Raw genomic sequence first — 25,746 nt, 5'->3', positions numbered from 1 at the left:
CCGGATGTCGGCGCGCGAGTATCCGCGTCGCATCGATCGATCACGTCAAGATCTCGCGGCGTTCGATTCTGCCGCGACACCGTCCGCACGGAGGTCCGATGTCGTCATCCGCTCATCCGCAGGCCGGCGAAGCCGCGCAGCGCATCCGCGTCGACCTCGCGGCGGCCTACCGGCTGATCCACCGCCTCGGTCTCGACGACAGCATCTACACCCACATCTCGGCCCGGCTGCCCGGGCCGGAGCACCACTTCCTGATCAACCCCTACGGGTTGCGCTTCGAGGAGGTGAAGGCCGGCAACCTCGTCACCGTCGACCTCGACGGCCGGGTGGTCGACGATCCCTGCGGCCTCGGCATCAACCCGGCGGGCTTCACCATCCACAGCGCGGTCCACGCCGCCCGGGAGGACGCGCTGTGCGTGCTCCACACCCATACGGTGGCGGGCGTCGCCGTCTCCTGCCAGGAGGAAGGGCTGCTGCCGCTCAACCAGTGGTCGATGCAGTTCGCCGGCCGCCTCGCCTACCACGATTACGAGGGCATCGCGCTGGACCTCGACGAGCGCCAGCGCCTGGTGGCCGATCTCGGCGACAAGCCGGTGATGGTCCTGCGCAACCACGGCATGCTGACCTGCGGCCGCTCGGTGGCCGAGGCGTTCAAGCTGATGCACAACCTGGAGCGCTCGTGCCGGGCTCAGCTCGCGCTCCAGGCCGCCGGCGCCCCGCTGATCCGCCCCTCGGCGGCGGTCGCGGCGAAGACCGCCGGCCAGTACACGTCGTTCTACGACAAGATGGAGACCGGCCGGCTGCCCGACCCCGAATGGGACGCCTTCAAGCGCATGCTGGAGCGCAGCGACCCGGATTATAGAGAATAGGGCGACGCCCGACCCGCCCGCTTCCGAGACGAGCGCGGGTTTCCCCTCTCCCCGCAGGCGGGGAGAGGGCTGCGGACCCCTTGTCGGGTCCGCGGCAAGCGGAGGCGAAAGCCGAAGCGAGGGTGAGGGGGTCTCGACGCGTGAGCCTCTTCCGGAGACACCCCCTCACCCTCGGCTGACGCCTCGCTCCGTCGACGACAAGGTCGCCGGAGCCCTCTCCCCGCCCGCGGGGAGAGGGGAGATGCGCGCGACCCGCGCGTTCACCGTCTCACGACGCCGCCACAGGGACCAACGGGGACACTCTCGATGCTCAAGACGCTCATGGCCGGCACCGTGCTCTCCCTGGCGCTCGCCGGCGCGGCCTTCGCACAAGCCACTCCCACCTCCGGCGCCCCGAAGCCCGGCGGCACCGCCAACGCGGTGATCCAGCCCGAGCCGCCCGGCCTGATGCTGGCGATGGTGCAGAACGGCCCGACCCAGATGGTGGCCGGCAACATCTACGAGGGCCTGCTGCGCTACGATTCCGCGCTCAAGCCCCTGCCCGGCCTCGCCGAGAGCTGGAGCATGGGCGACGACGGCAAGACCTACACCTTCAAGCTGGTCAAGAACGCCACCTGGCACGACGGCAAGCCGTTCACCGCCGACGACGTGATCTTCTCGGTCGAACTCCTGCGCCAGACCCATGCCCGCGCCCGCGGCAACCTCGCCCGCGTCGCCAGCGTGACGGCGCCCGATCCGTACACGGTGGTGTTCACCCTGTCCGAGCCGTTCGGCCCGTTCCTCGGCATCTTCGAGGTCGGTTCGCTGCCGATGATCCCGAAGCACATCTATGCCGGGACCGACTACAAGACCAACCCGGCCAACAACACGCCGATCGGCACCGGCCCCTATATGTTCAAGGAGTGGAAGAAGGGCTCCTACATCCGGCTGGTGAAGAACCCGAACTACCACGTTGCGGGAAAACCCTATCTCGACGAGATCTACTGGCACGTGATCCCCGACGCCGCCGCCCGCGCCGTGGCGTTCGAGACCGGCAAGGTCGACATCCTGCCGGGCGGCTCGGTCGAGAATTTCGACGTACAGCGCCTCTCCGCGCTCAAGGGCGCCTGCTCGACGACGAAGGGCTGGGAGTTCTTCAGCCCGATGTCCTGGCTCTGGCTCAACAACCGCAAGGGCCCGATGGCCAACAAGGCCTTCCGCCAGGCGGTGTCCTACGCGCTGGACCGCGACTTCGCCCGGGACGTGGTCTGGAACGGGCTCGGCAAGCCGGCCACCGGCCCGTTCGCCTCCACCGTGCGCTACCACGACGCCAAGGCGGCGAAGTATGCCTACGACCCCGCCAAGGCTAAGGCCCTGCTCAAGGAATCCGGGTACAAGGGCGAGACCGTGCGCCTGCTGCCGCTCCCCTACGGCGAGACCTGGCAGCGCTGGGCCGAGGCCGTGAAGCAGAACCTCGAGGATGCCGGCATCAAGGTCGAGCTCGTCGCCACCGACGTCGCCGGCTGGAACCAGAAGACCTCCGACTGGGACTACGACATCGCCTTCACGTATCTCTATCAGTACGGCGACCCCGCCTTGGGGGTCGGGCGCAACTACGTCACCTCGCAGATCGCCAAGGGCTCGCCGTTCAACAACGTCGAGGGCTATTCCAACCCGAGCGTCGACGAGGCCTTCGCGAAGGGTGCGGTGGCGGTCGGCGACGACCAGCGCCGGCCGATCTACGACGCGGTGCAGAAGACGCTCGTCGAGGACGCACCGAACGCCTGGCTTCTGGAGCTGCAATTCCCGACCATCACCCGCTGCAAGGTCCACGACCTCGTCACCACCGGCATCGGCGTCAATGACGGTTTTCGCGATGCCTGGATCGACCGCTGAGGGCTGACAGCATGGTGGGCTTCGTCGCGCAGCGGATCGTGAAGGGCATCGTGGTGCTCCTCGCCATCGTGGTCCTGAACTTCTTCCTGATCCGCCTCGCCCCCGGCGATCCGGCCCTGGTGATGGCCGGCGAGGCGGGGGCGGGCGACGAGGCCTTCATCGCCCAGCTGCGGGAAAAATTCGCCCTCGATCAGCCGCTGCCGCGCCAGCTCGCCGCCTATCTCGGCAGCATCGCCACGCTCGATCTCGGCTATTCGGTGCGCCAGCAGATGCCGGTGGCCACGCTGATCGGCGAGCGGCTGCCGGCGACCCTGCTTCTCACCGGCACCGCCTTCGCGGTCTCGCTGTCGCTCGGGGTGCTGCTGGGCTCGCTCGCCGCGCGGCGGGCCGGCACCCTGGCCGATACCGCGATCACCGGCCTCGCGCTGCTGTTCTACGCCACGCCGCTCTTCTGGGTGTCGCTGATGGCGATCATCCTGTTCTCGGTCCGGCTCGACTGGCTGCCGAGCTTCGGCTTCGAGACCGTGGGGGCGGGCTATACCGGGCTCGCCCGCGCCCTCGACATCGCCCACCATCTCGTCCTGCCGGCCATGACGCTGGGGCTGTTCTTCATGGCGGTCTACGTGCGGATGACCCGCTCCTCGATGCTGGAGGTCTCGCGCCTCGATTTCGTGAAGACGGCGCGGGCCAAGGGCCTGACCGAGGGGGTGATCCAGCGCCGCCACATCCTGCGCAACGCGCTCCTGCCGGTGGTGACGCTGGCCGGCCTCCAGGCCGGAACGCTGGTGGGAGGTGCGGTGCTGACCGAGACGGTCTTCGCCTGGCCGGGGATCGGGCGGCTCATGTACGAGGCCCTGCTCCAGCGCGACTACAACCTGCTGCTGGGCGTCTTCGTGGTCTCTTCCGCGATGGTGCTGGTCTTCAACCTCGTCACCGACGTGGTCTACCGCGCGGTCGATCCCCGCATTGAGGTGGCGTGATGAGCGGCGCCCTCCCGTTGAGCGCCCCGGCGCCGGCCCGCCGCCGCCGCGGACCCCTCGCGGCCTTCCTGCGCCATCCCGGCGCGGTGTTCGGGCTGGTGGTCCTCGCCCTCGTCGTCGCCGCGGCCCTGCTCGCGCCGGTGCTCTACCCGACCTCGCCCTGGCGCATGGTGCAGCGGCCCTTCGTGCCGCCCTTCACCCTGGAGCGGGTGCCGCTCGGCACCGACGCGCTCGGGCGCGACATCGCCGCCGGGCTGATGCACGGGGCCGGGGTCTCGCTGATCGTCGGCCTCGTCTCGACGCTCGCCGCCCTCCTCATCGGGGTGCCGCTCGGGGCGCTCGCCGGCTATCTCGGCGGCCGGGTCGACGACGCGCTCATGCGCTTCACCGAGCTGTTCCAGACCGTGCCGAGCTTCGCGCTCGCCATCGTGCTGGTGGCGATCCTCCAGCCCTCGCTGTCCTCGATGATCCTCGCCATCGCGCTGGTCAGCTGGCCGCCGGTGACCCGGCTGGTGCGCGGCGAGGTGCTGAGCTTGCGCTCGCGCGAATACGTCCAGGCGGCGATCGTGACGGGCCAGACCACCTTCACCATCCTGCGCCGGGAGGTTTTGCCCAACACCCTGTCGCCGATCGTGGTGCTGGCCTCGCTGATGGTCGCCACCGCGATCCTGCTCGAATCCTCGCTCTCGTTCCTCGGGCTCGGCGATCCCAACCGGATGTCCTGGGGATTCATGGTCGGGGCCGGCCGCACGGTGATCCGGCAGGCCTGGTGGATCACCGCCTTTCCGGGCGTGCTGATCCTGCTCACCGTGCTCGCCCTCAACCTGATCGGCGAGGGGCTGAACGACGCCCTCAACCCGCGCCTGTCCCGGGAGCGCTGAGATGGATGCCGACGTGACCCGCGCCGCCGTCTCGGTCCGCAATCTGAGTCTGGCCCTGCCCGAGGGCGCCGACCGGCCGAACGCCGTCGACGGCGTGTCGTTCGACCTCGTGGCCGGCGAGATCCTGTGCCTCGTCGGCGAATCGGGCTCCGGCAAGTCGATGTGCGCCCATGCCCTGATGGGCCTGCTGCCGAAGGCGGTGCGGCCGGTCTCGGGGAGCATCCGCCTGGGCGAGACCGACCTGCTTGCCCAGGACGATGCCGGCTGGCGCGACACGCGCGGACGGCGGATCGCGATGATCTTCCAGGAGCCGATGACGGCCTTGAACCCGCTGATGCGGATCGGCGACCAGATGGCCGAGATGTTCGAGGCCCACGGCCAGCTCACCCCCAAGGAGCGCCGCGCCCGTGCGGTGGCGCTCGCCGGCGAGGTCGGGCTGCCGAACCCCGAGCAGATCGTCCGCTCCTATCCCCACCAGCTTTCCGGCGGCCAGCGCCAGCGGGCGATGATCGCCATGGCGCTGGCCCTCGAACCCGCCGTGCTGGTGGCCGACGAGCCGACCACCGCCCTCGACGTGACCACCCAGGCGCAGATCCTCAAGCTGATCCGCGACCTCCAGACCCGCCGCAACATGGCGGTCCTGTTCATCACCCACGATTTCGGCGTGGTGGCGGAGATCGCCGACCGGGTGCTGGTGCTCCGCCACGGCCGGGTGGTGGAGGAAGGACCGGCGAGCGCCGTGCTCGGCCGGCCGCAGGCGGCCTATACCCGCACGCTTCTCGCCGCCGTGCCGACCATGGACCCGCCGAGCCGCCCGCCCCTCTCCGGGCCGAAGGCGGTCGAGGTGACGGGGTTGCAGAAGACCTACGTTACCGGTGGTGGCCTGTTTCGCGCCAAGCGCCGCACGGCGGCGGTGCGGGACGTCGCCTTCGCGCTCCATCGCGGTGAGACCCTCGGCCTCGTCGGCGAATCGGGCTCGGGCAAATCCTCGGTCGCTCGCCTCGTCATGCGGCTGATCGACCCCGATTCCGGCCGGGTGCGCCTCGGCGACACCGACCTGACGGGGTTGAAGGGCGAGGCCCTGCGCCAAGCCCGCAGCCGCATCCAGATGGTGTTCCAGGATCCCTTCGCCTCGCTCAACCCGCGCCGCAGCGTGGGCAAGATCATCGCCGACGGGCCGGTGGCGCACGGGGTGCCACTCAGGGAGGCGATGGAGCGGGCGCGCCGGCTTCTCTCGCTCGTCGGCCTCGACGAGAAGGCGCTGGAGCGGTTTCCCCACGAATTCTCCGGCGGCCAGCGCCAGCGCATCGGCATCGCCCGGGCGCTCGCGCTCGAACCCGAGGTGCTGGTCGCCGACGAGGCGGTCTCGGCCCTCGACGTCTCGGTCCAGGCCCAGGTTCTGGCGCTCTTGGAAGACCTGAAGGCGCGGCTCGGCCTGTCGATGCTGTTCATCACCCACGATCTGCGCGTCGCGGCCCAGATCTGCGACCGGATCGCGGTGATGCGCCAGGGCGAGATCGTCGAGCTCAAGACCGCGAGCGCGCTGTTTGCCAATCCCGAGCATCCCTATACCCGCGCGCTCCTCGACGCCGTGCCGGGCCGGGTGCGGCAGGCGGCGTGAGGGTCCCGTGATCCCGCTTTTCAAATCATCGACCTCATCCTGAGAGCCTGTTTGAGCAGGATCGTCTTCCATAAAGCTGGGAACAGCAGGGCATATCCTACCCACGACCTCATCCTGAGGTGTCAGTTCATCGGAGATGGACTGACCTCGAAGGAGGGCTCCAGAACTCTCCGAGCGAGCTGGAGCCCTCCTTCGAGGCTCAGCGATCTTCGATCGCCCGCACCTCAGGATGAGGTTGTGGATGGGACATTCCACTCACTCACCGCATTCGACCACACCTCTGCCTGAACAGATCCGACGATGGACCGCCTGCCCTGCGTGCTGCTCAGCACCACCACCGACCTGCGCGGGCTGTTCGGCACGGCGCTCGCCGAGATTGCCGATCATGTCGAGATCCTGGACGATCCGGCACCGCACCCCGAGCGGGTGCGCCTGGCACTGGCCTGGCGCCCGCCCGCCGACGCGCTGGCGCGCTATCCCAACCTCGCGGCCCTCTGCTCGATCGCCGCGGGGGTCGACAACCTGCTCGCCTGTCCCGGTCGCCCGCCCGACCTGCCGGTGGTGCGGGTGGTCGATCCCGACCAGGCGCGGGCGATGTCGGGCTTCGTGCTCTGGCACGTCATCGGCCACCAGCGCCGCTTTTCCACCTATGCCGAGAACCAGCGCGACCGCCTCTGGCGCCGGCTCTACCCGCGGGACGCGAGCGCGGTGCCGGTCGGGATCCTAGGCTACGGCAAGATCGGCCGGCGGGTCGCCAGAGATCTGGCCGCCCTCGGCTTCCCGGTCCGGGCCTGGAGCCGCGGCCCGCAAGCGGCCGATCCCGGCATCGTCCATCATCACGGGCCCGACGGGCTCGCGGCGATGCTCAGGCAGAGCGAGGTGCTGGTGAACCTGCTGCCGCTGACGCCGGAGACGCGCGGCCTCCTCGATATGCGCCTCTTCTCGCGCCTGCGCCCGGGGGGTTACCTGGTCCAGGTCGGCCGCGGCGAGCACTTAGTCGAGGCCGATCTCCTGGCGGCCCTCGAATCCGGCCGGCTCGCGGGCGCGGCCCTCGACGTCTTCGCCACCGAGCCGCTGCCCGCCGCCCATCCGTTCTGGGACCACCCGGCGATCCGCATCACCCCGCACGAGGCCTGCGAGGCGAGCCCGCAGGCCGTCGCCCGCACCCTGCTCGCGGCGGCCCAGGCCGTGCGCGAGGGCCGGGTGCCGCCGGACACGGTGGATCCGGCGCGGGGCTATTGACGGCCCTGGCGAGCCGCGACGCCCGGCGGATTGCGACGCCGCTTCCGTTGCGGTAATATTGAGCCGTGGACCGGGATTGGACCCGGCCGGAGGGCGAGCCATGGAATCCATCCATGCCCGCCCCGTCCTCTGACGGGGCAACGACGCGAGGATCCCCGCATGGGCGGCGGACCGGCGTTCTGACGCAGCGAGGCGGTTCGTCCGCTCGCTGAGGCTCGTCTTCGGCTGCCTTGCGCAGCCCCGGAATCCACATTGTTCATGGGCAATCCCATCATCGCCACGCGCGCCCCCGGCGTTCGCGTGGTCGCCTCCGCCTCGACCTGGATCGAGGGCGAGGCCCTGCGCCAGCTCGACGAGACCGGCGCCCTTCCCGGCATGCGCGAGACCGTCGGCATGCCGGACCTCCATCCCGGCAAGAACGGCCCGGTCGGAGCGGCCTTCCTGTCGGAGGGACTGATCCGGCCGACGCTCGTCGGCTCCGATATCGGCTGCGGCATGGCCCTGTGGCAGACCGACCTCGCGGCGCGCCGGGCCGATCCGCACCGGATCGCCGCCCGGCTCGACGGGCTCGACGGCCCTTGGGACGGCGACACCGCCGGCTGGCTCGCCGAGCGCGGCGTCGCGCCTACGGCCTATGACGCCTCCCTCGGCACGGTCGGGCACGGCAACCACTTCCTCGAGGTGCAGGCGGTCGCCGAGATCCGCGATGCCGAGGCCGCCACCCGGATCGGGCTCGATCCCACCCGCCTCGCCCTGCTGGTCCATACCGGCAGCCGGGGCTTCGGCGAGGCGATCCTGCGGGCCCATACCGAGCGGCACGGGGCCTCGCCCCTGCGGGCCGACACGCCGGAGGGCGACACCTATCTGGCAGACCACGACGCGGCCGTGGCCTGGGCCCGCGCCAACCGCGACCTCGTCGCCCACCGGGCGCTGACGGCGCTCGGGGCCGAGGGGCGCTGCCTCCTCGACCTGTGCCACAACGGCGTCTCGCCGGTGGAGGTCGGCGGCTGCCGCTGCCACCTCCACCGCAAGGGCGCGGCCCCGGCCGATCGCGGGCCGGTGGTCGTGCCGGGGTCCCGGGGCGACGTCAGCGTCCTCGTCGCGCCGGTCCCGGACCGGGCCGACGCGCTGTGGTCGCTCGCCCACGGCGCCGGGCGCAAGCTCGGGCGGCACGAGGCGAAGGCCAAGCTGAAGGGCCGCCTGCGCCGCGAGGACCTCGCCCGCAACCCCTATGGCGGCGTCGTGGTCTGCGGCGACGAGCGCCTGCTCTGGGAGGAGGCGGCGCCGGCCTACAAGCCGGCCGCGTCCGTCGTCGGCGACCTGGAGGCCGCCGGGCTGGTGCGGACCCTCGCGGTGCTGCACCCGCTCGTCACCTTCAAGTGCTCGCTCGACCCCGACGGTCCGGCCCGGGCCGACAAGCAGGCCCGCCTGCGCGAGCGCCGCAGCGCCCGCGCGGCCAAACACCGGGAGCGCTGAGATGGTGCTGCTGCAACTCAGCGCCGGCCGCGGGCCCGGCGAATGCCGGCTGGCGGTCGCGGGCCTGTGCGACGTGCTGGTGCGGGAGGCCGGGGAGGCCGGCCTCGCCGCCACGGTGCTGGAGACGGTGCCGGGAAAACCCGGCCTGCTCTCCGCCCTCGTCCGCCTCGACGGCGAGGACGGCGAGTCCCTGGATTCCTGGGCCCGGTCCTGGGAAGGCACCGTCCGGTGGACCTGCCCGAGCCCGCTCCGGCCGGGACACGGGCGCAAGAACTGGTTCGTCTCCGTCGCCCGGGTGGTGCCGCCCCGGATCGAGGATCTCGGCATCCGGGAATCCGACCTGCGCTGGGAGACGTTCCGCGCCTCCGGCGCCGGCGGCCAGCACGTCAACACGACGGACAGCGCCGTGCGGCTGCGCCACGGTCCGAGCGGCCTCACGGTCACCTGCGACACCGAGCGCAGCCAGCACCGCAACCGCGCCCTGGCCCTCGCCCGGCTCGGCCTCGCGCTCCGGGCCCGGGCGGAGGCCCGGGCGCAGGCCGGCGCGCAGGAGCGCTGGGCCCTGACCGTCACGGTCGCGGATCGCGGCGGCAGCGCGGTCCGCGCCTATGCGGGGCCGGATTTCAGGCGGGAGCGTCGAGGGGCGGCGCGTCCGACCCACGCCGTTACGCATCGTTAACCATTCGGCGTGCAGGATCGCTGTGGCCGAGTTGACACGTCGCAGCGATTATTTCCGGCGGGTGGCTTCGTTTCGTCGTGTTGCGGGGATAAGCTCCGCCACGGCTCACGGCCAAAGGGGGATGGACATGCTCGGGACAGTGACGGCCTTCATGGCAATCCTGATGGTTCTGGCCCTGCGCAACCTCGCCAAGGCGGCGTTGATGCCGGTCTATGCCGTGCGTGACATCCATCGCGGGCGCTACGTCCGCGGGCTGGTGCTGCTCTCCTGCTCGGGCCTCGCCGCCTGGTCGATCTGGGCCATGACCCACACCGCCCGCCCGACGGCCGCCCCGGTGGCGGCGGTGATGTATACCGGCTGATCGCCGGACCGTTCCTCGTTTTTCTGCACTGCGGCATCGACGCTGGCGCTTCGCGCTGGCGTTCTGCGGCGTTCGGGCCCATATCCTCGCTCGCGTCGCGCGCCCGCCCCTTCGCGGCAGGCCCCCGACCGAGTGCCCGAAGGACCGCCGTCACTCGATCGATCCTCCCCCTCGCGGCGCGGGCCGCATGCCGGCGTGGCCTCACGGGCCGCGCCGTCACGCCGTGCGCCCCGCCGCCAAGAAGAGTCAACGACCATGCTGCGTTCGAAGCAGAAGCCGAAAGTGCAGGATACGGGCTACGTCCTGTTCGACGTCTATTACGAGGACGGCTCGCGCCGCTCCAACCGCCGGGTACCCCGCACCGCCACCCTCGAGCACGACGTCGACGGCGCCGTCCGCCAGGTGATCGAGGAGCAGGACCGCGACATCGCGGAAAAGTCCGGCAAGCCCCCGCTCGCCATCACCAAGATCGTGCGCTCGGCCGACTGAGCCGCCCGCTCGACCGATCGGTGCCGGCCCCCGGCCGGCATCCGCCCCTAACGTTTCGCGCCGACCCTCGCGGCGGAGGGTTTCGACAGATCGCGGTGGAGGCGCTTGAGCTCCGCATCGTCCCGCGCGCAGAGGTCGTGCCGCGTCATCGCGTCGAGGTCTCGCTGGATCCGGTCCCGGCTGTCGGGCGAGCCGGCAAAGGCCGCCCCGGTGAGCCACAGCGTTCCAAGCCCCACCGCCACACCGATTCCGATCCGACCTTCCATGCCGCTCCCCGTGCAACCTGCGCCCAGCCTCGCGCACGAGGCGTAAACGGCTCCCCAACGGCATGGCCGTCGCGGTCGTTCAGGCCGGGAGCAACGCATAGACACCCCCGGAACTTCGCCGCCTGCGGTAGCCCCCTGGGGTGCGCCGCCCTGGCGCGCCATGAAATGGGACGCCCGAGGCTCAACGCCTGGCTTTCGCCGAGCGCGACGTCGAACCCGTGCGCTCACAACGCGAGCCGGTCGAGGTTGCGCAAGGCCATGTCCCGCGTGAAGCCGCCGACCGCAATGTCGGCGGCATGTCTGTCGCCAGATTGGACCAGCGCCGCGGTGCCGTGATAGCTGAGACCCCATGCCTCTCGGACCGGACCCCCGCTCGATTCATCCCGTGCCCGCGCACCCGCGGATCGTGTTCCTGAAGCCCCTGATCGACGATCCGAAGATCGAGATCGGCGACTACACCTATTACGACGACCCCGAGAATGCGCGGCTCTTCGCCTCGCGCAATGTGCTGCACCATTACGACTTCCTGGGCGACACGCTGCGAATCGGCCGCTTCTGCGCGATCGCGACAGGCGTGCGCTTCATCATGAACGGCGCGAACCACGCCTTGACGGGCTTCTCCACCTTTCCCTTCAACATCTTCGGAGGCGGATGGGAGGAGGGCTTTGACGTCGGCACCATCACGGCGGGCTTGCGCGGCGACACGGTGGTCGGCAACGATGTCTGGATCGGCGCAGAAGCGGTGATCCTGCCGGGCGTCACGATCGGCGACGGCGCGGTGATCGGCGCCTTCAGCGTGGTCGCGAAGGACGTCGCCCCTTACACGATCGTGGCAGGCAATCCGGCCGTCGAGCGCCGCCGCCGCTTTTCGCCCGACGTGACGGAGCGCCTCGTTCGCGTCGCCTGGTGGAACTGGCCGATCGCGCGCATCACCAAGAACCTCGCCGCCATTCGCGGCGCCGACATCGACGCCCTAGAGCGCGCCGACTGACCCGAGACCGCCGTAACGGGCTGGCGCTGGTTCCGCCGAGGCCAGTTCGCCCAGCATGGCGACGCACTCTCTCGCCCTGTTCAGGCCTACAGCAGGGCGTAGACATCCCCGGAATTCGCCTCCGGCGGCAGGCCGGTGAGGTAGTCCGCCATCGCGTCGCGCCCGACCGGGCGGCCGAATCGCAGGGACTGGCTCTCGCCGAGCGCCACGTCGAACCCGTAGGGGCCGAGCTCCGCCAGCCGGTCGAGGCAGCGCAGGGCCACCGCCCGGGCGATGGTGGTGAACTCGAAGGACAAGGCCGGCAGCGGCTGCGTGAGCCCGGCGAGCACCCGGTCCTCGAATCCCTCGACGTCGATCTTCACGAAGGCCGGGCGCCCGTGCTCCGCCACCAGCCGGTCGAGGGTGGTGGCCGGCACCGTGATCCGGTCGTCCCAGATCTGACCCTCCCAGCCCGGCGCCCCCGCGGCCTCCGCGATGAAGCCCGGCGACGCCGTGGACACGGTCGGGTTGGCGCGGTTCAGGTGGAGCACGACGTCACCGCATCGATCTCCCGCGGCGGCCGCCATCAGGACCACGCCGGGATCGCGGCCGTGGAGCAGGCGCAGGGCCCGCATCGGTCCCGGCTGCGGCTCGAGGGCGACGACCCGGGCGCCGAGGCGCCGAAACGCCGCCACCCGGTCCCCGACATGGGCGCCGATATCGAACACCAGGTCGTCCGGTCGCACGAAGCGGCGGTAGAGCGCGTCCATCGCGGCCCGGGGGGCGCCCGCGCCGCGATAGAGCCGCAGCGAACGGCCGATGGCGGCGGCGGTGCCCCGCGGGCGGGTACCTTCGGGACAAGTCATCGAAACTCCGGGACGGCGACGGCTGCACCGATGCCTAAGCGGATTTCGCCGAAGTGAACACCGGTTCGGCGGCAGGAATCCGCGACCAAATACGGAACCCGAGCGGGCGAAGCGCCGGCCCGCCGACGCACCTCGGCTTCGCACGAAAATCGGCGGTCGCCCGCGCTGCGGCACCGTGCAGCGCAGGACCGCGCGGGACTTATCCAACCACCGGACGTTGTGGGCGCACACGACCCCGCTTCGCGCGGGTACCCCCACACGCCTGTGAGAGACCCGATGGCTGCCGAGACCACCGACCTGTCCGACCGCGCCCTGTCGATCTTCGCCTTCGCGGCCTACCACCACCTGATCAGCGGCCAGCCGATCAGTTCGGTCATCCGCCGGGACGGCAGCGGCCATGAGGCCGACCCGCAGGGCGCCGCCGAGGTCGAGAAACGCGGTCTCGCGACGCTGAGCGAGGACGAGATCACCTTCACCGAGTCCGGCGTCGCCTTCGTCGAGCGGGTGGTGGCGTCGATCCGCGGGGCGTCCTCGCGCTGACGCGCCGCTTGACGGCCCGCGCACCATGATGGGAAGCCGTCCCGGCCGTGCGCGGGCTGCTCCCGGCGCCGCCGGGAGGGATTTCGCCTTGGACGCGTCCGCATTGTCAGGCTCGCACGATCTCGCCGGCCTGATCGACCACACGCTCCTGCGCGCCGACGCGACCGCGCCCGAGGTGCGGCGTCTCTGCGAGGAAGCGCTGGCGCATCGCTTCAAGGCGGTCTGCGTCAATCCCGTCCATGTCGGGCTGACGGCGGAGATCCTGGCCGGCAGCGCCGTCGCCCCCTGCTCCGTCGTCGGCTTCCCCCTCGGGGCCGTCATGCCGCGGGACAAGGCCGCGGAGGCCGCCGGGGCCGTCGCCCGCGGTGCCGCCGAGATCGACATGGTTATCGCGCTCGGCGCCCTGAAGGCCGGCGACCACGCTTCTGTCCGGGACGACATCGCGGCGGTGCGAGCCGCCTGCCGGGGCCGGGTGCTGAAGGTGATCGTCGAGACCTGCCTCCTGGACGACGCGCAGAAGCGTCTCGCCTGCACGCTGGCGGTCGAGGCCGGGGCCGATTTCGTCAAGACCTCGACCGGCTTCTCGACCGGCGGCGCCACCGTGGCGGACGTCGCCCTGATGCGGGCGACGGTGGGCGACGGAATCGGCGTCAAGGCGTCGGGCGGCGTGCGCAGCCTGGACACCGCCCGCGCCATGATCGCCGCCGGGGCGACCCGGCTGGGCACCAGCTCGGGCGTGGCCCTGGTGACCGCTGGCCTTGCCGGCGACGGCTACTGAGGCGAGGCGTCCTCCGGCCGCCAGCGCGCCGGCCGGCTGCCGTCCTCGTCGGTGAAGCCGTACGCGGCCGCGAGGTCGGCGACGTGCACGACCTGTCCGCCCCGCTCGGCCACGGCCGGATCGCCGGCGAGCGCCGCCAGCGCCCGTCCGGCATAGAGCGGGCTCTCCCCGGCCTCGCCGCCCATGCCGGCCTCCAGCACCCGCTCGGTCCGCACCAGGCCCGGCGCCAGGGCGAGCGCGGTGACGCCGTAGGGGCGCAGCTCTTCCGCCATCGCGAGGGCGAGGCGGTTGGTGGCGGATTTGGCGAGGTCGTAGAACAGGTCGCCGAGATAGGCCTCCGTGGCGAACGAGACCAGCGCCAGGAGCCCGCCCTTGGCCGAGACCATCGCGGGGGCGACGGCGCGGGCCAGCAGCAGGCCGGCGAGCGGCCCGGTCTCCATGCCGTGGCGCAGGGGCGCGAGGCCGCGGCGCCAGAACGCGGTGCCCCAGGCGGCGCCATCGGGGTAGCGCACGCCGTCATAGCCCTCGTTGCCGCCCCAGACGCTCGACACCGCGACGTCGATCCGGCCGAAGCGGCGCAGCACCCAGCGCACCATCGCGTCGACCTCACCCTCGCGGGTGTGGTCGCACAGGTAGTGGTGGCCGCGCCCGCCCGCGAGGTCGACCTCCCGGGCGGTATCCTCCAGGGCCTCGGAGCGCTGGTCGGTGCGGGCACCGGTCTCGCTGGAGCGCGCGGTGACCACGACCGTGGCGCCGGCCTCGCCCAAGGCCCGGGCGATGCCCCGGCCGACCCCGCGCGAGGCGCCGGCGACGAGGCAGACTTTTCCGGAAAGGTCCGGGACGCCTGCGGGCCTCACCGGGGCGCGCGGGACAGGAAGCGCTGGAACGCGGCCTGCGCCTCGGGCGAGCGTAAGGCCGCGTCGAACGCCTCGGCCTCCGCCGCCATGGCGGATTGCACGGCCGCGTGGTCGCCGCGGATCAGCCGGCGGGCGGCGGCGATCGCCTGGCGGGGCTTGGCGGCGAGCTTGGCGCCCTGCGCCAGCGCGTGCTCCAGGAGGCCGTCCGCCGGCACGACCGCGTTGGCAAGGCCGAGCCGCACCGCCTCGTCGGCCCCGTAGGCCTCGCCGAGGAGCAGCAGTTCGGTGGCCTTCGCCACGCCGACCCGGCGCGGCAGCAGGTAGCTGGAGGCGGCCTCCGGCACGAGGCCGAGATCGACGAAGGGCATCCGGAAGGTGGCGGCCGGCGCGACGTAGACGAGGTCGCAGTGATAGGTCAGCGTCGTCCCGACCCCGACCGCGAGCCCGTCCACCGCCGCCACCATCGGGGTACGGGTCACGGCGAGCTGGCGGATGAAACGCAGCGACGGCGCCTCCCCGAAGGATTTTTCCGCCCGGGCGACGAAATCCGCGATGTCGTTGCCGGCGGTGAACACGCCCTCCGACCCGGCGAACACCACCGCGCCGACGCCCGATCCCTCGCGGTCGGCGCCCTCCAGCGCCTCCCGCATGGCGTCGTACATCGCGCCGGTCAGCGCGTTCTTCTTCTCGGGGCGGGCGAGCTGCACGAGGCGGACACCGCCGGGCTGGTCGGTGATGCGGACGTGGTCGGTCATGGAACCCTCGGGATTGCGGCCTGGACGCAGGATCTTTCGTGACGAGCCGGCCTAGCTGAAGTCCTCCATGTCATCCCGGGGCTCGGCGAAGCCGAGAACCCGGGATCCATAACCGCTGACGGTACCGAACGAGGCGGCTGGCCTTCCGCTTCATCCTGCATCCTCGGCGGCTATGGATCCCGGGTTCCACTGCGCGGCCCCGGGATGACCCGGAGGGGATGAGTCCGGGCGTATGCGACCCGGCTCCCTCACCCCGCCAGCGCCAGCACCCCATCCTGCAGGAAGCCGCCGCCGCCGGTCACCGTCTCCTCCAGGCCGCGCGACGCGGTGGCGAGGTTCTCGGCGAAGAACCGGGCGAGCGCGATGCGGGCCGGGTGGGCGGGATCGGTCGCGCCGTCCTTGACCGCGGCGTTCGCCGCGAGGGCCGCCTGCGCCAGGCAGGTACCGCCTTGCGCCAGGCCGAACAGGCGGAGATACGGCGTCGCGCCCGCCAGGGCCTCGTCGGGCCGGTTGGAGCCCAGCGCCTTCAGGAGGTAGCCCGTCGCCCGGTCGAGCGCTTCGATCGTCTCGCGCAGCCGCGGGGCGGTGTGGCCGAAGCCGGGACCGCCCTCCTTCAGCACCCGCTCGGCGATGAGGCGCATTGCGGCGATCTGGCCGCGGACCACCGCGCCGTTCTCCAGCGGCAGCTTGCGGGTGACGAGGTCGATCGCCTGGATGCCGTTGGTGCCCTCATAGATCGCCGCGATGCGGGCGTCGCGCAGGTGCTGGGCCGCGCCGGTCTCCTCGACGAAGCCCATGCCGCCATGGACCTGGATGCCGAGCGAGGCGACCTCGATGCCGATATCGGTCGAGAATGCCTTCGCCACCGGGGTCAGCAGCGAGGCCCGGGCCTGCGCCGCCTTGCGGGCCGCCTCGTCCGGAGCCCGGTGCGCGCGGTCGATCGCTTCCGCCGTCAGGTAGCAGATACCCCGGGAGGCGCCGGTCAGGGCCTTCATGGTGAGCAGCATGCGCTGCACGTCCGGATGGTCGATGATCGCGCTCGCGCCCTCGGTGGCGGAGGCCGCCCGGCCCTGGCGGCGGTCGCGGGCATAGGACAGCGCCTGCTGATAGGCTCGCTCGGCGATGGCGACGCCCTGGAGGCCGACGCCGAGGCGGGCGTTGTTCATCATCGTGAACATGCAGGCCAGCCCCCGGTTGGCCTCGCCGACGAGCCAGCCGGTGGCGCCGTCATACACCATGGTGCAGGTCGGCGAGCCGTGGATGCCGAGCTTGTGCTCGATGCCCGCACATTTGAGCGCGTTGCGCGAGCCGTCCGGCAGCACCTTCGGCACCAGGAACAGCGAGATGCCGCGGGTGCCGGGAGGCGCGTCGGGCAGCCGCGCCAGAACGAGATGCACGATGTTGTCGGTGAGGTCGTGCTCGCCCCAGGTGATGTAGATCTTCTCGCCCGAGATCCGGTAGGAGCCGTCGCCTGCGGGCTCGGCCCGGGTGCGCATCACCGAGAGGTCCGAGCCGGCCTGCGGCTCGGTGAGGTTCATGGTGGCGGTCCACTCGCCCGAGACCAGCTTCTCGAGGTAGCGGGCGCGCAATTCCTCGCTGCCGTGGCGGCTCAGCGCCTCGACGCCGCCGGCGGTCAGCAGCGGGCCGAGGCCGAAGGCCATCGCGGCGGAATTCCACATCTCGATGCAGGCGGCGTTGAGCAGGATCGGCAGGCCCTGGCCGCCATACTCGACCGGGCCCGGGAGCGCGTTCCAGCCGCCCTCGGTCCAGGCGCGGTAGGCCTCCCGGTAGCCCGGCGGCATGGTGACCACGCCGTCCTTGAGCGGGGTGCCGTGGCGGTCGCCGACCGTGTTGAGCGGCGCCACCACGTCGTTGGCGAAGCGGCCGGCCTCGTCCAGGATCGTGTCGACGAGATCGTCGGAGAGGTCGCCGTGCAGGCCCTCCGCGATGGCGCGGTCGAGCCCGGCGACGTGCCGGAGGGTGAAGGCCATCTCGGCCACGGGCGCGCGATAGGTCATCGAGGGCTCCTCCCCGGGGAGCGGGTCGGGCGGTCGACCGCGGAGGAACCCGCCGCGCGGGACCCCGGGCGCCGCCGTTTGGATTTGACGTGCGGCCGCCGCCGACGTTACGGCCGGTGGCATGGTGACCGACAGTTTAGACGTGAACGATGATCGCGGGTCAATGGCGACCCAGCGCCTCTCCGCCGATGCCGCGGGCCTCGCCGAGGCCGGTGCGCTGCTGCGGGCGGGTAAGCTCGTCGCGATTCCGACCGAGACCGTCTACGGGCTTGGCGCCGATGCCGGCGATCCCAAGGCGGTGGCGGCGATCTACGCCGCCAAGGAGCGGCCGCGGTTCAACCCGCTGATCGCCCACCTGCCCGACCTCGCGGCGGCCCGGCGCGAGGGCGAGTTCGGCCCGGACGCCCTGGCTCTCGCGCAGGCGTTCTGGCCCGGGCCGCTGACCCTGGTGGTCCCGGCGGCCTCGGGCGGCCGCGTCTGCGACCTCGCCCGGGCCGGCCTGCCGAGCGTGGCCCTGCGAGTCCCCGGCAGTCCCCTCGCCCGCGCGGTGCTGGCGGCGGCGGGCTGTCCGGTGGCGGCGCCCTCGGCCAACCGCTCGGGGCGCGTGAGCCCGACCGAGGCCGACCACGTGCTCGGCGACCTTGACGGCCGGATCGCCGCGATCCTCGACGGCGGCGCCTGCCCGGTCGGGGTCGAATCGACCATCGTCGCCTGCCTCGACGGCCCCCCCGTGCTGCTGCGCCCGGGCGGCGTGCCGCGCGCGAGCATCGAAGCCGTTCTCGGCCGGCCCCTCGCCCTGCCGTCGGTGCCGGCCGGATCGGCGCCGGTTTCTCCGGGGCTCCTCGCCTCGCACTACGCGCCCCGGGCCGCGATGCGCCTCGACGCGACGGAGATCCTGTCCGGCGAAGCCGCCCTGCTGTTCGGGCCTGCGGCCCCGGCCGGCCTCGACCGGGCGCTCCTGTCGCTCAATCTCAGCCCGGCCGGCGACCTCGCGGAGGCGGCCTCCCACCTCTTCGGCTACCTGCGCCGGCTCGACACCGCCGGCCCGGCGGTGATCGCGGTGGCGCCGATCCCCGCGGACGGCCTCGGCGAGGCGATCCGCGATCGCCTCGGCCGCGCCGCCGCGCCGCGCTGACGGCGCCCTAAAAAAATTCGCGCCTCCCGCGGAACCGAATCCGCGGGAGGCGCGTTGTAGGGGTCTAGAAGGTCACTCAAGCCCCCATCGACCTTCCGCCTCGAAGCCCGGATCCGTCCGGGCTTTTTCTTTGGCCGGTCCAGTGCTCAGCCGGCGAGCTTCGCGGCGAGCCCGGCGACGTGGCGGCCCTGGAAGCGGGCGCCTTCGAGCTCCACCGCGCTCGGCTGGCGGCTGCCGTCGCCGCCCGCGATGGTGGAGGCGCCGTAGGGCGAATTGCCCATCACCTCGTCGGTGCCGAGCTGGCCCTGGAAGCTGTAGGGCAGGCCGACCACCACCATGCCCTGGTGCAGCAGGACGGTGTGGACGCTGAGGATCGTCGATTCCTGGCCGCCATGCTGCGAGGCCGTGGAGGTGAAGACCGCCCCGACCTTGCCGATCAGCGCACCCTTGGCCCACAGGCCGCCGGTCTGGTCGATGAAGTTCTTCATCTGCGCGGCCATGTTGCCGAAGCGGGTCGGCGTGCCGATGATGATCGCGTCGTAGCCCGGCAGCTCGTCCACGGTGGCGATCGGCGCCGCCTGATCGAGCTTGTAATGGGCGTTGCGGGCGACGTCCTCCGGCACCAGTTCCGGCACCCGCTTGACCGCCACCTCGGCGCCCGCCTCCCGGGCGCCCTCGGCCACCGCCTGCGCCATCTGCTCGATATGGCCGTAGGTCGAATAGTAGAGGACCAGAACCTTCGCCATCGCGCGATCTCCTGCCAATGCCGTGACTTGCGTGGGGCGGACCATCGCGGATCGCGGGCGCCGACGAAATCCCCTATGCTGCAAGTCCGCGCTTGCAGGCGCGCAAGGTCGGGAGATCCCCGTGACTGCTCCCCTCGCCTGGGACGATTTTCGGCTGGTGAAGGCCATCTTCGATCAGCGCGGCCTGACCCAGGCCGCCGAGCGGCTCGGCATCAACCACTCCACCGCCTTCCGGCGGCTCGGCCAGATCGAGGCGTCGCTGCGCACGCCGCTCTTCGAGCGCCACCGCACCGGCTACGTGCCGACCCCGGCGGCCGAGGAGATGGTGCGGATCGCCGCCCGGATGGAGGAGGACGTGCTCGCCTTCACCCGGCGGATCGAGAGCTGCGGCCTCACCCCGGCCGGGGAGCTGCGCGTCACCACCGCGGCCTCGCTCCTGACCGGTCTCCTGACGCCGATCCTCGCGGAGTTCTGCGCCCGCTGCCCGGAGGTGCGCCTCGACGTCGTGGTGTCCGAGCAGGCGCTCAACCTCGCCAAGCGCGACGCCGACGTAGCGCTGCGCGCCACCAACGACCCGCCCGACACGCTGGTCGGCCGGCGCCTCGCCACCATCGCCTGGGCGCTCTACGGCCGGGCCGACCTCGACAGGAGCGTGCCGCTCGATGCGCAGCGCTGGGTCTCGCCCGCGCCCCGCCTCGGCGCCGCGGCGGCGGCCCGCTACGTCCAGGAGCGCACGGCGCCCGAGCGGGTGATCCTGCGCCTCGACACGGTGCAGGGGCTGGCGGACGCGGTCGAATCCGGCATCGGGATCGGCCCCCTGCCCTGCGTCATCGGCGATCCCCGGCCCGGGCTCGTGCGGCTCTCCGAACCCGAGCCCGAACTGGCGGCGGGCCTGTGGCTCCTGACCCACCCCGACCTGCGCCGCGCCGCCCGGGTGCGCGCCTTCCTCGACTTCGTCGGCGACGCCCTCACGCGTCAGCGCGACCTGATCGAGGGGGGCCGGCCGGACGGTTGACGCCCTCGTCGCGGCCGCCCGCGGCGTTGCCGATCAGAAGAAGGTCGGGCGCGCGCTCGCGGTGTGCTCCTTCAGCACCGCGCCGGTCGTGGTGTCGACCTCCTTCATCAGCACGTCGTAGCCCCAGAGGTCGGCGAGGTGCTGGAGCACCCGGTTCGCGTCGTCCTTGTTGAGGAGCACGCGGTTGAGCACCTTGTGGTGCAGGATCAGCTTGCGATCGCCCTCCAGGTCGACGTCGACGACCTCGATGTCGGGGTCGAGCCAGGCGACGTCGTATTGCCGGGCGAAGGCCCGGCGCAGCTTCCGGTAGCCGCGCTCGTCGTGGATCGCCTCGACACGGAGTTCCGGCTTGTCGGGATCGTCGGTGACGTGGAACAGCCGCAGCTGGCGCATCAGACGCGGGCTGAGGAACTGCGCGATGAAGCTCTCGTCGCGATAGTTGGCCCAGACGTCGCGCAGCACCCCCATCGCGTCGCCGCTGCCGGCGATGTCGGGGAACCAGGCTCGGTCCTCCTCGGTCGGATCGGTGCAGATGCGGGCGATGTCCGTCATCATGGCAAAGCCGATGGCGTAGGGGTTGTGGCCGCCATAGCTCCGGTCGTCGTAGTTCGGCTGGCGGATGACGTTGGTGTGGGATTGCAGGAATTCGAGGTAGGCCGCCTCGTCGATCTGGCCGGTCTCGGACAGGCGGGTCATGATCCGGTAGTGGTTGTAGGTGGCGCAGCCCTCGTTCATCACCTTGGTCTGGCGCTGCGGGTAGAAATACTGCGCGACGTGCCGGACGATGCGCAGGATCTCGCGCTGCCAGGGCTGGAGCCGCGGCGCCGCCTTCTCCAGGAAGTAGAGGATGTTCTCCTGGGGCAATTCCAGCAGTGCCCTGCGCCGCTCGGCGCCCGGGTCCGGCTTGCCGGTCGGGCTCTTGGCCGGCAGGGTGCGCCAGAGGTCGTTGTACATCCGCTCCTGGTGCTCCTGCCGCTCGCGCTCGCGGCGCTGCTCGGAGGAGAGGTCGGGGCGCTTCTTGCGCGGGTAGCGGTGGACGCCCTGGTTCATCAGGGCATGGGCGGCGTCCAGCACCGATTCGACGGCGTTGTGGCCGTAGCGCTCCTCGCAGCGCGTGATGAAGGTCTTGGCGAAGTCGAGGTAGTCGAGGATGCCCTCGGCATCCGTCCACTGGCGAAACAGGTAGTTGTTCTTGAAGAAATGGTTATGGCCGAAGGCGGCATGCGCGATGACGAGCGTCTGCATCGTCGCCGTGTTCTCCTCCATAATGTAGGAGATGCACGGGTCGGAGTTGATGACGATCTCGTAGGCGAGCCCCATCAGGCCGCGGCGGTAGCCGGCCTCGTGCTGCGCGAAGTGCTTGCCGAACGACCAGTGCTTGTAGAACAGGGGCATGCCGATCGACGCGTAGGCGTCGAGCATCTGCTCGGCGGTGATGATCTCGATCTGGTTGGGGTACCAGCTCAGGCCGAGCTCCGGTCCGGCGATCGCCTCGCAGGCGTCGTGGATGCGCCGGATGGTGTCGAAGTCCCAGTCGTTGCCGGTGAAGAGCGGGGCGGTCCTGGCGATGACGGCCGGGCTCGCGGGCCGCGTGCCGAAGGTGGCGGAACTCATCGGGCGTCGAACCTCCCGGTACCTGAAAACATCCCGCGGCGGGATGCGGATCGTCGTTCAAGCGGGCGCGGCCCGGAGCCGGGGCCGCGCCGTCGTCGCGGCCGTCAGGGTGCCGCAGCCTCCTGGCCGGCCTTGTTGCGCGAGAAGAGCTCGCGGAAGACCGGGTAGATGTCCCGGCGATGGTTGACCTTGCGCATCGCCAGGACCGAGTTGGCCTTTGCCACCGGCTCGTAGGTGCGCCACAGCGTGGTGCGGTGCTCGACGAAGCCCGCCCGCGGCCCGCCCTCGTCGCCGACCTCCAGATAGGCGAAGTACTGGCAGGCCGGCAGGATCGCCGAGCGCAGCAGGTCCTGCGAGGTGGCGCCGTCGCTCGACACGTTGTCGCCGTCCGAGGCCTGGGCCGCGTAGATGTTCCAGTCGTCCGGGCTGTAGCGCTCGGCGATGATCCGCTTCATCTCGACCAGCGCCGAGGAGACCAGCGTGCCGCCGGTCTCGCGCGAGCCGAAGAACGTCTCCTCGTCGACCTCCTTGGCGTGGTCGGTGTGGCGGATGAAGACGATCTCGACGTGCTTGTAGCGCCGGGTCAGGAAGATGTGCAGCAGGATGTAGAACCGCTTGGCGAGGTCCTTCATGTGCTCGGTCATCGAGCCCGAGACGTCCATCAGGCAGAACATCACCGCCTGGGCGACGGGCCGCGGGTAGGGCTCGAAGCGCCGGTAGCGCAGGTCGATCGGGTCGACGTAGGGGATGCGGTGCGAGCGGGTGCGCAGGCGCTCCAGTTCCGCCCGCATCTCGTCGAGGATCGCGGCGTCGGGCTCGCTCTCCTCGAGCGCCCGGATCTCCTCCTCGAGCGCCGCGGTCTCGGCCGCCTTGGGCCGCTTCAGGGCGATGCGTCGCGACAGCGAGTTGCGCAGGGTCCGGCCGATCGAGAGGTTGGCGGGCGAACCCGAGACCGTGTAGCCGGCCCGGCGCAGGGTCGCGGTCTCCACCACCGCGAGGCGGCGCTTGGCGAGGTCGGGCAGTTCGAGGTCCTCGAGGAAGAGCTCCAGGAACTCCTCGCGGGTCAGCACGAAGCGGAACGAATCCTCGCCGTCCGCCCCGCCGTCGCCGGCCTCGCCGCTGCCGCCCCCTCCCCCGCCGCCGCCCGGCGGGCGCTCGATCAGGTCGCCCTCGATGTAGGTCTTGTTGCCGGGCAGGATGTGGTCCTGCACCCCGGTCGAGGGATTGCGGGTGAATTTCGGCTCCCGCACGCCGTCCACCGGGACGGTGACGTGACCGTCCTTGCCGAGATCCTTGATGTCCTTCTCCCGGGCCGCCTCGCGCACGGCACGCTGAGCCACGTCGCGAACCCGGCGCAGGAAGCGCTGCCGGTTCGCCAGGCTCTTGCCGCCGGGATTGAGGCGTCGATCGATGATGTGCATCCGCTTCGCGCTCTCCGATCACGCCATCCTGTCGTTTCCGGCTCGGTCCCGCTACGGCGAGCGGGTGATCCGAGGGAGTGGGATCCGCGGGCCTGACGCCGCCCGCGGATCCGTCCGGGCTCAGCCCGCCTGCTTGACGCGCATGTACCACTCGACGAGGCGCCGGACCTGGCGCTCGGTGTAGCCGCGGTCCTTCATCCGCTCGACGAACTCGCCGTGCTTCTTCTCGGTCTCGCTGTCCTTCTTCGAGCCGAAGGAGATCACCGGCAGCAGCTCCTCGACCTGGCTGAACATCCGCCGCTCGATGACTTCGCGGATCTTCTCGTAGGAGGTCCAGGACGGGTTGCGCCCGCCATGCTGGGCCCGCGAGCGCAGGGCGAACTTCACCACCTCGTTGCGGAAATCCTTCGGGTTGGCGATGCCCGCCGGCTTCTCGATCTTGGTGAGTTCCTGGTTCAACAGCTCGCGGTTGAGCAACTGCCCGGTTTCCGGGTCCTTGAAGTCCTGGTCCTCGATCCAGGCGTCCGCATAGTCGATGTAGCGGTCGAACAGGTTCTGGCCGTAATCGTGGTAGGATTCGAGATAGGCCTTCTGGATCTCGTGGCCGATGAACTCGGCGTAGCGCGGCGCCAGCTCGCCCTTGATGAATTCGAGGTAGCGCTTCTCGGTCTCGGGCGGCAGCTGCTCGCGGCGCAGCGACTGTTCGAGGACGTACATCAGGTGGACCGGGTCGGCCGAGACCTCGGTGGTGTCGTGGTTGAAGGTGGCGGCCATCACCTTGAAGGCGAAGCGGGTCGAGATCCCGTCCATGCCCTCGTCGACGCCCGCGGTGTCCTTGTATTCCTGCATCGAGCGGGCGCGGGGATCGACCTCGCGCAGGGATTCGCCGTCATAGACCCGCATCTTGGAGAAGACGTTCGAGTTCGCGTGCTCGCGCAGGCGCGAGAGCACCGAGAACCGGGCCAGCATCTCCAGGGTGCCGGGCGCGCAGCGGGCGTTGGCGAGTTCCGAGCCCGAGACCAGCTTCTCGTAGATCCGCTGCTCCTCGGTCACCCGCAGGCAGTACGGCACCTTGATGACGTAGATGCGGTCGATGAAGGCTTCGTTGTTCTTGTTGGTCTTGAAGCTCTGCCACTCGGCCTCGTTCGAGTGGGCGAGGATGATGCCGGTGAACGGGATTGCGCCGATATTCTCGGTGCCGACGTAGTTGCCTTCCTGCGTGGCGGTGAGCAGGGGGTGCAGCATCTTGATCGGCGCCTTGAACATCTCGACGAATTCGAGGATGCCCTGGTTCGCCCGGTTGAGGCCGCCCGAGTAGGAATAGGCGTCGGGGTCGGCCTGGCTCAGGGTCTCGAGCTTGCGGATGTCGACCTTGCCGACAAGGGACGAGATGTCCTGGTTGTTCTCGTCGCCCGGCTCGGTCTTGGCGATGCCGATCTGGCGCAGGCGCGACGGATTGACCTTGACGACCCGGAACTTCGAGATGTCGCCGCCGAACTCGTCGAGGCGCTTCAGGCACCACGGGCTCATCAGCCCGGTCAGGCGCCGGCGCGGCACGCCGTAACGCTCCTCGATCATCGGCCCCATCGTCTCGGGGTCGAACAGCACCAGCGGGCTCTCGAAGACCGGGCTCATCTCGTTGCCGGCCTTGAGCACGTAGATCGGGTGCACCTCCATCAGGGCCTTCAGCCGCTCGGCGAGCGACGACTTGCCGCCGCCGACGGGACCGAGCAGGTAGAGGATCTGCTTGCGTTCCTCCAAGCCTTGCGCGGCATGGCGGAAGAACGAGACGATCCTCTCGATCGTCTCCTCCATGCCGTAGAATTCGGAGAAGGCAGGGTAGGTACGGATGGTCCGGTTCATGAAGATCCGGCCCAGGCGCTGGTCGCGCGCAGTGTCGATGAACTCGGGTTTGCCGATCGCATCGAGGATACGCTCGGGCGCACTCGCGTACATCAAGGGGTTGTCACGGCAGGCTTCGAGATACTCGGAGAGCGTCATCTCGGAGTCCCGGCGGGACTCGTAGCTGCGTGCGAAAGTTTGAAAGAGGTCGCTCGCTGACGGCATTGGCATTCCGGACCCTCACGACATCGCCAGGATCATCCTGTCCCGCCTCGGATGCAATCGATATCCCCATGTTTGTCGCAGCGCGGTGGCGGATCGGGGGGTGCGGCGGCGGCCGGAAGGCTGTATGCAGGCCGGCTGCGGGCGGGGCGCCGGTCCTGACGAACGGGAAAGTCGCAAGCCTGCCAATGCGAAAGCCGGGCATCGGCCGGGCCTGTGCCGTAAAGG

Annotated in this window: 24 protein-coding genes; 15 read left to right on the top strand and 9 right to left on the bottom strand. The window is 70.9% G+C overall.

All coding sequences use genetic code 11. The features are described 5' to 3' along the window. Positions 1-98: 98 nt before the first annotated feature. The 10 genes from miv_RS21565 to miv_RS21520 all read left to right on the top strand — a co-directional run bounded on the left by miv_RS21565 (position 99) and on the right by miv_RS21520 (position 10,473). Positions 99-869, top strand: a complete 771-nt coding sequence (locus miv_RS21565; protein ID WP_207178767.1) for a class II aldolase/adducin family protein — start codon at positions 99-101, stop codon at positions 867-869. A 306-nt stretch (positions 870-1,175) separates the two neighbouring features. Next, entirely contained in the window at positions 1,176-2,744 is a 1,569-nt protein-coding gene (locus miv_RS21560) for an ABC transporter substrate-binding protein (protein ID WP_207178765.1), read from the top strand. Positions 2,745-2,755: 11 nt separating this feature from the next. Next, a complete protein-coding gene (locus miv_RS21555) occupies positions 2,756-3,724 on the top strand; it encodes an ABC transporter permease (protein WP_207178763.1) in 969 nt (322 codons plus the stop codon). Further along, a complete protein-coding gene (locus miv_RS21550; RefSeq protein ID WP_244748642.1) occupies positions 3,724-4,605 on the top strand; it encodes an ABC transporter permease in 882 nt (293 codons plus the stop codon). The genes miv_RS21555 and miv_RS21550 overlap by 1 nt, the downstream gene beginning before the upstream one ends. A 1-nt stretch (position 4,606) precedes the next feature. Then, the gene (locus tag miv_RS21545) at positions 4,607-6,226 is read left to right on the top strand and encodes an ABC transporter ATP-binding protein (protein ID WP_207178761.1); all 1,620 of its coding nucleotides are present in this window, start codon (positions 4,607-4,609) and stop codon (positions 6,224-6,226) included. Between the two features lie 300 nt (positions 6,227-6,526). Further along, complete coding sequence (locus miv_RS21540) at positions 6,527-7,468, top strand: 2-hydroxyacid dehydrogenase (protein WP_207178760.1); 942 nt, start codon at positions 6,527-6,529, stop codon at positions 7,466-7,468. 258 nt (positions 7,469-7,726) lie between these two features. Continuing rightward, positions 7,727-8,944, top strand: coding sequence for an RNA ligase RtcB family protein (locus miv_RS21535; protein WP_207178758.1), 1,218 nt, complete (start codon positions 7,727-7,729; stop codon positions 8,942-8,944). Between the two features lies 1 nt (position 8,945). After that, positions 8,946-9,623 carry a peptide chain release factor H gene (gene prfH, locus miv_RS21530; protein WP_207178757.1) on the top strand — a complete coding sequence of 226 codons (678 nt, stop codon included), beginning with the start codon at positions 8,946-8,948 and terminating at the stop codon, positions 9,621-9,623. A gap of 127 nt (positions 9,624-9,750) precedes the next feature. Next, positions 9,751-9,984 (top strand): hypothetical protein, encoded by a 234-nt coding sequence (locus tag miv_RS21525; RefSeq protein WP_207178756.1) that lies wholly within the window; start codon positions 9,751-9,753, stop codon positions 9,982-9,984. Positions 9,985-10,239: 255 nt separating this feature from the next. Continuing rightward, complete coding sequence (locus tag miv_RS21520) at positions 10,240-10,473, top strand: hypothetical protein (RefSeq protein WP_165085980.1); 234 nt, start codon at positions 10,240-10,242, stop codon at positions 10,471-10,473. Between the two features lie 47 nt (positions 10,474-10,520). Here the strand turns inward: miv_RS21520 and miv_RS21515 are convergent, their stop codons facing one another. Next, positions 10,521-10,739: a hypothetical protein gene (locus miv_RS21515; RefSeq protein WP_207178755.1), complete on the bottom strand. Its 219-nt coding sequence runs from the start codon at positions 10,737-10,739 to the stop codon at positions 10,521-10,523. Positions 10,740-11,088: 349 nt separating this feature from the next. Between miv_RS21515 and miv_RS21510 the strand changes: the two genes are divergently transcribed. Then, positions 11,089-11,730, top strand: a complete 642-nt coding sequence (locus miv_RS21510; RefSeq protein WP_207178753.1) for a CatB-related O-acetyltransferase — start codon at positions 11,089-11,091, stop codon at positions 11,728-11,730. Between the two features lie 86 nt (positions 11,731-11,816). Here miv_RS21510 and miv_RS21505 read toward each other — a convergent pair whose 3' ends face one another. Continuing rightward, entirely contained in the window at positions 11,817-12,575 is a 759-nt protein-coding gene (locus miv_RS21505; RefSeq protein ID WP_207178752.1) for an FkbM family methyltransferase, read from the bottom strand. A 276-nt stretch (positions 12,576-12,851) separates the two neighbouring features. Between miv_RS21505 and miv_RS21500 the strand changes: the two genes are divergently transcribed. Together miv_RS21500 and deoC are read left to right on the top strand one after the other, a co-directional pair. Then, on the top strand, positions 12,852-13,115 hold the full coding sequence (locus miv_RS21500) for a hypothetical protein (RefSeq protein ID WP_207178750.1): 264 nt from the start codon (positions 12,852-12,854) through the stop codon (positions 13,113-13,115). 88 nt (positions 13,116-13,203) lie between these two features. Further along, positions 13,204-13,893 (top strand): deoxyribose-phosphate aldolase, encoded by a 690-nt coding sequence (deoC, locus tag miv_RS21495; protein WP_244748641.1) that lies wholly within the window; start codon positions 13,204-13,206, stop codon positions 13,891-13,893. Here deoC and miv_RS21490 read toward each other — a convergent pair. From miv_RS21490 to miv_RS21480, 3 genes are all read right to left on the bottom strand, one after another. Then, positions 13,887-14,750 (bottom strand): SDR family NAD(P)-dependent oxidoreductase, encoded by an 864-nt coding sequence (locus tag miv_RS21490; RefSeq protein WP_207178747.1) that lies wholly within the window; start codon positions 14,748-14,750, stop codon positions 13,887-13,889. The genes deoC and miv_RS21490 overlap by 7 nt on opposite strands. Then, the gene (locus miv_RS21485) at positions 14,747-15,505 is read right to left on the bottom strand and encodes an enoyl-CoA hydratase-related protein (RefSeq protein ID WP_048429744.1); all 759 of its coding nucleotides are present in this window, start codon (positions 15,503-15,505) and stop codon (positions 14,747-14,749) included. Before miv_RS21485 ends, miv_RS21490 begins: the two co-directional genes overlap by 4 nt. A gap of 248 nt (positions 15,506-15,753) precedes the next feature. Beyond that, a complete protein-coding gene (locus miv_RS21480; protein WP_048429745.1) occupies positions 15,754-17,523 on the bottom strand; it encodes an acyl-CoA dehydrogenase family protein in 1,770 nt (589 codons plus the stop codon). 163 nt (positions 17,524-17,686) lie between these two features. Here miv_RS21480 and miv_RS21475 point away from each other — a divergent pair, with 163 nt between their 5' ends. After that, positions 17,687-18,658, top strand: coding sequence for an L-threonylcarbamoyladenylate synthase (locus miv_RS21475; protein WP_425312934.1), 972 nt, complete (start codon positions 17,687-17,689; stop codon positions 18,656-18,658). A gap of 146 nt (positions 18,659-18,804) precedes the next feature. Here the strand turns inward: miv_RS21475 and wrbA are convergent, their stop codons facing one another. Next, positions 18,805-19,404, bottom strand: coding sequence for an NAD(P)H:quinone oxidoreductase (gene wrbA / locus miv_RS21470; RefSeq protein WP_207178745.1), 600 nt, complete (start codon positions 19,402-19,404; stop codon positions 18,805-18,807). Between the two features lie 121 nt (positions 19,405-19,525). On the opposite strand from wrbA, the gene miv_RS21465 reads away from it, so the two are divergent. Then, positions 19,526-20,419, top strand: a complete 894-nt coding sequence (locus miv_RS21465) for a LysR family transcriptional regulator (protein ID WP_089504089.1) — start codon at positions 19,526-19,528, stop codon at positions 20,417-20,419. Between the two features lie 33 nt (positions 20,420-20,452). On the opposite strand, the gene miv_RS21460 is transcribed toward miv_RS21465, so the two are convergent. The 3 genes from miv_RS21460 to miv_RS21450 form a co-directional block, all read right to left on the bottom strand. Further along, complete coding sequence (locus miv_RS21460) at positions 20,453-22,033, bottom strand: SpoVR family protein (RefSeq protein WP_058620579.1); 1,581 nt, start codon at positions 22,031-22,033, stop codon at positions 20,453-20,455. A 104-nt stretch (positions 22,034-22,137) separates the two neighbouring features. Continuing rightward, a complete protein-coding gene (locus miv_RS21455) occupies positions 22,138-23,454 on the bottom strand; it encodes a YeaH/YhbH family protein (protein WP_207178743.1) in 1,317 nt (438 codons plus the stop codon). 120 nt (positions 23,455-23,574) lie between these two features. Further along, the gene (locus tag miv_RS21450) at positions 23,575-25,527 is read right to left on the bottom strand and encodes a PrkA family serine protein kinase (RefSeq protein ID WP_082171959.1); all 1,953 of its coding nucleotides are present in this window, start codon (positions 25,525-25,527) and stop codon (positions 23,575-23,577) included. Positions 25,528-25,746 lie beyond the last annotated feature (219 nt).

Origin of the sequence: Methylobacterium indicum (assembly GCF_017347565.1) — a bacterium.
Classification (GTDB): domain Bacteria; phylum Pseudomonadota; class Alphaproteobacteria; order Rhizobiales; family Beijerinckiaceae; genus Methylobacterium; species Methylobacterium indicum.
Note: the sequence above shows the minus strand (reverse complement) of the source record. Positions and strands in the feature narration are given on the sequence as shown.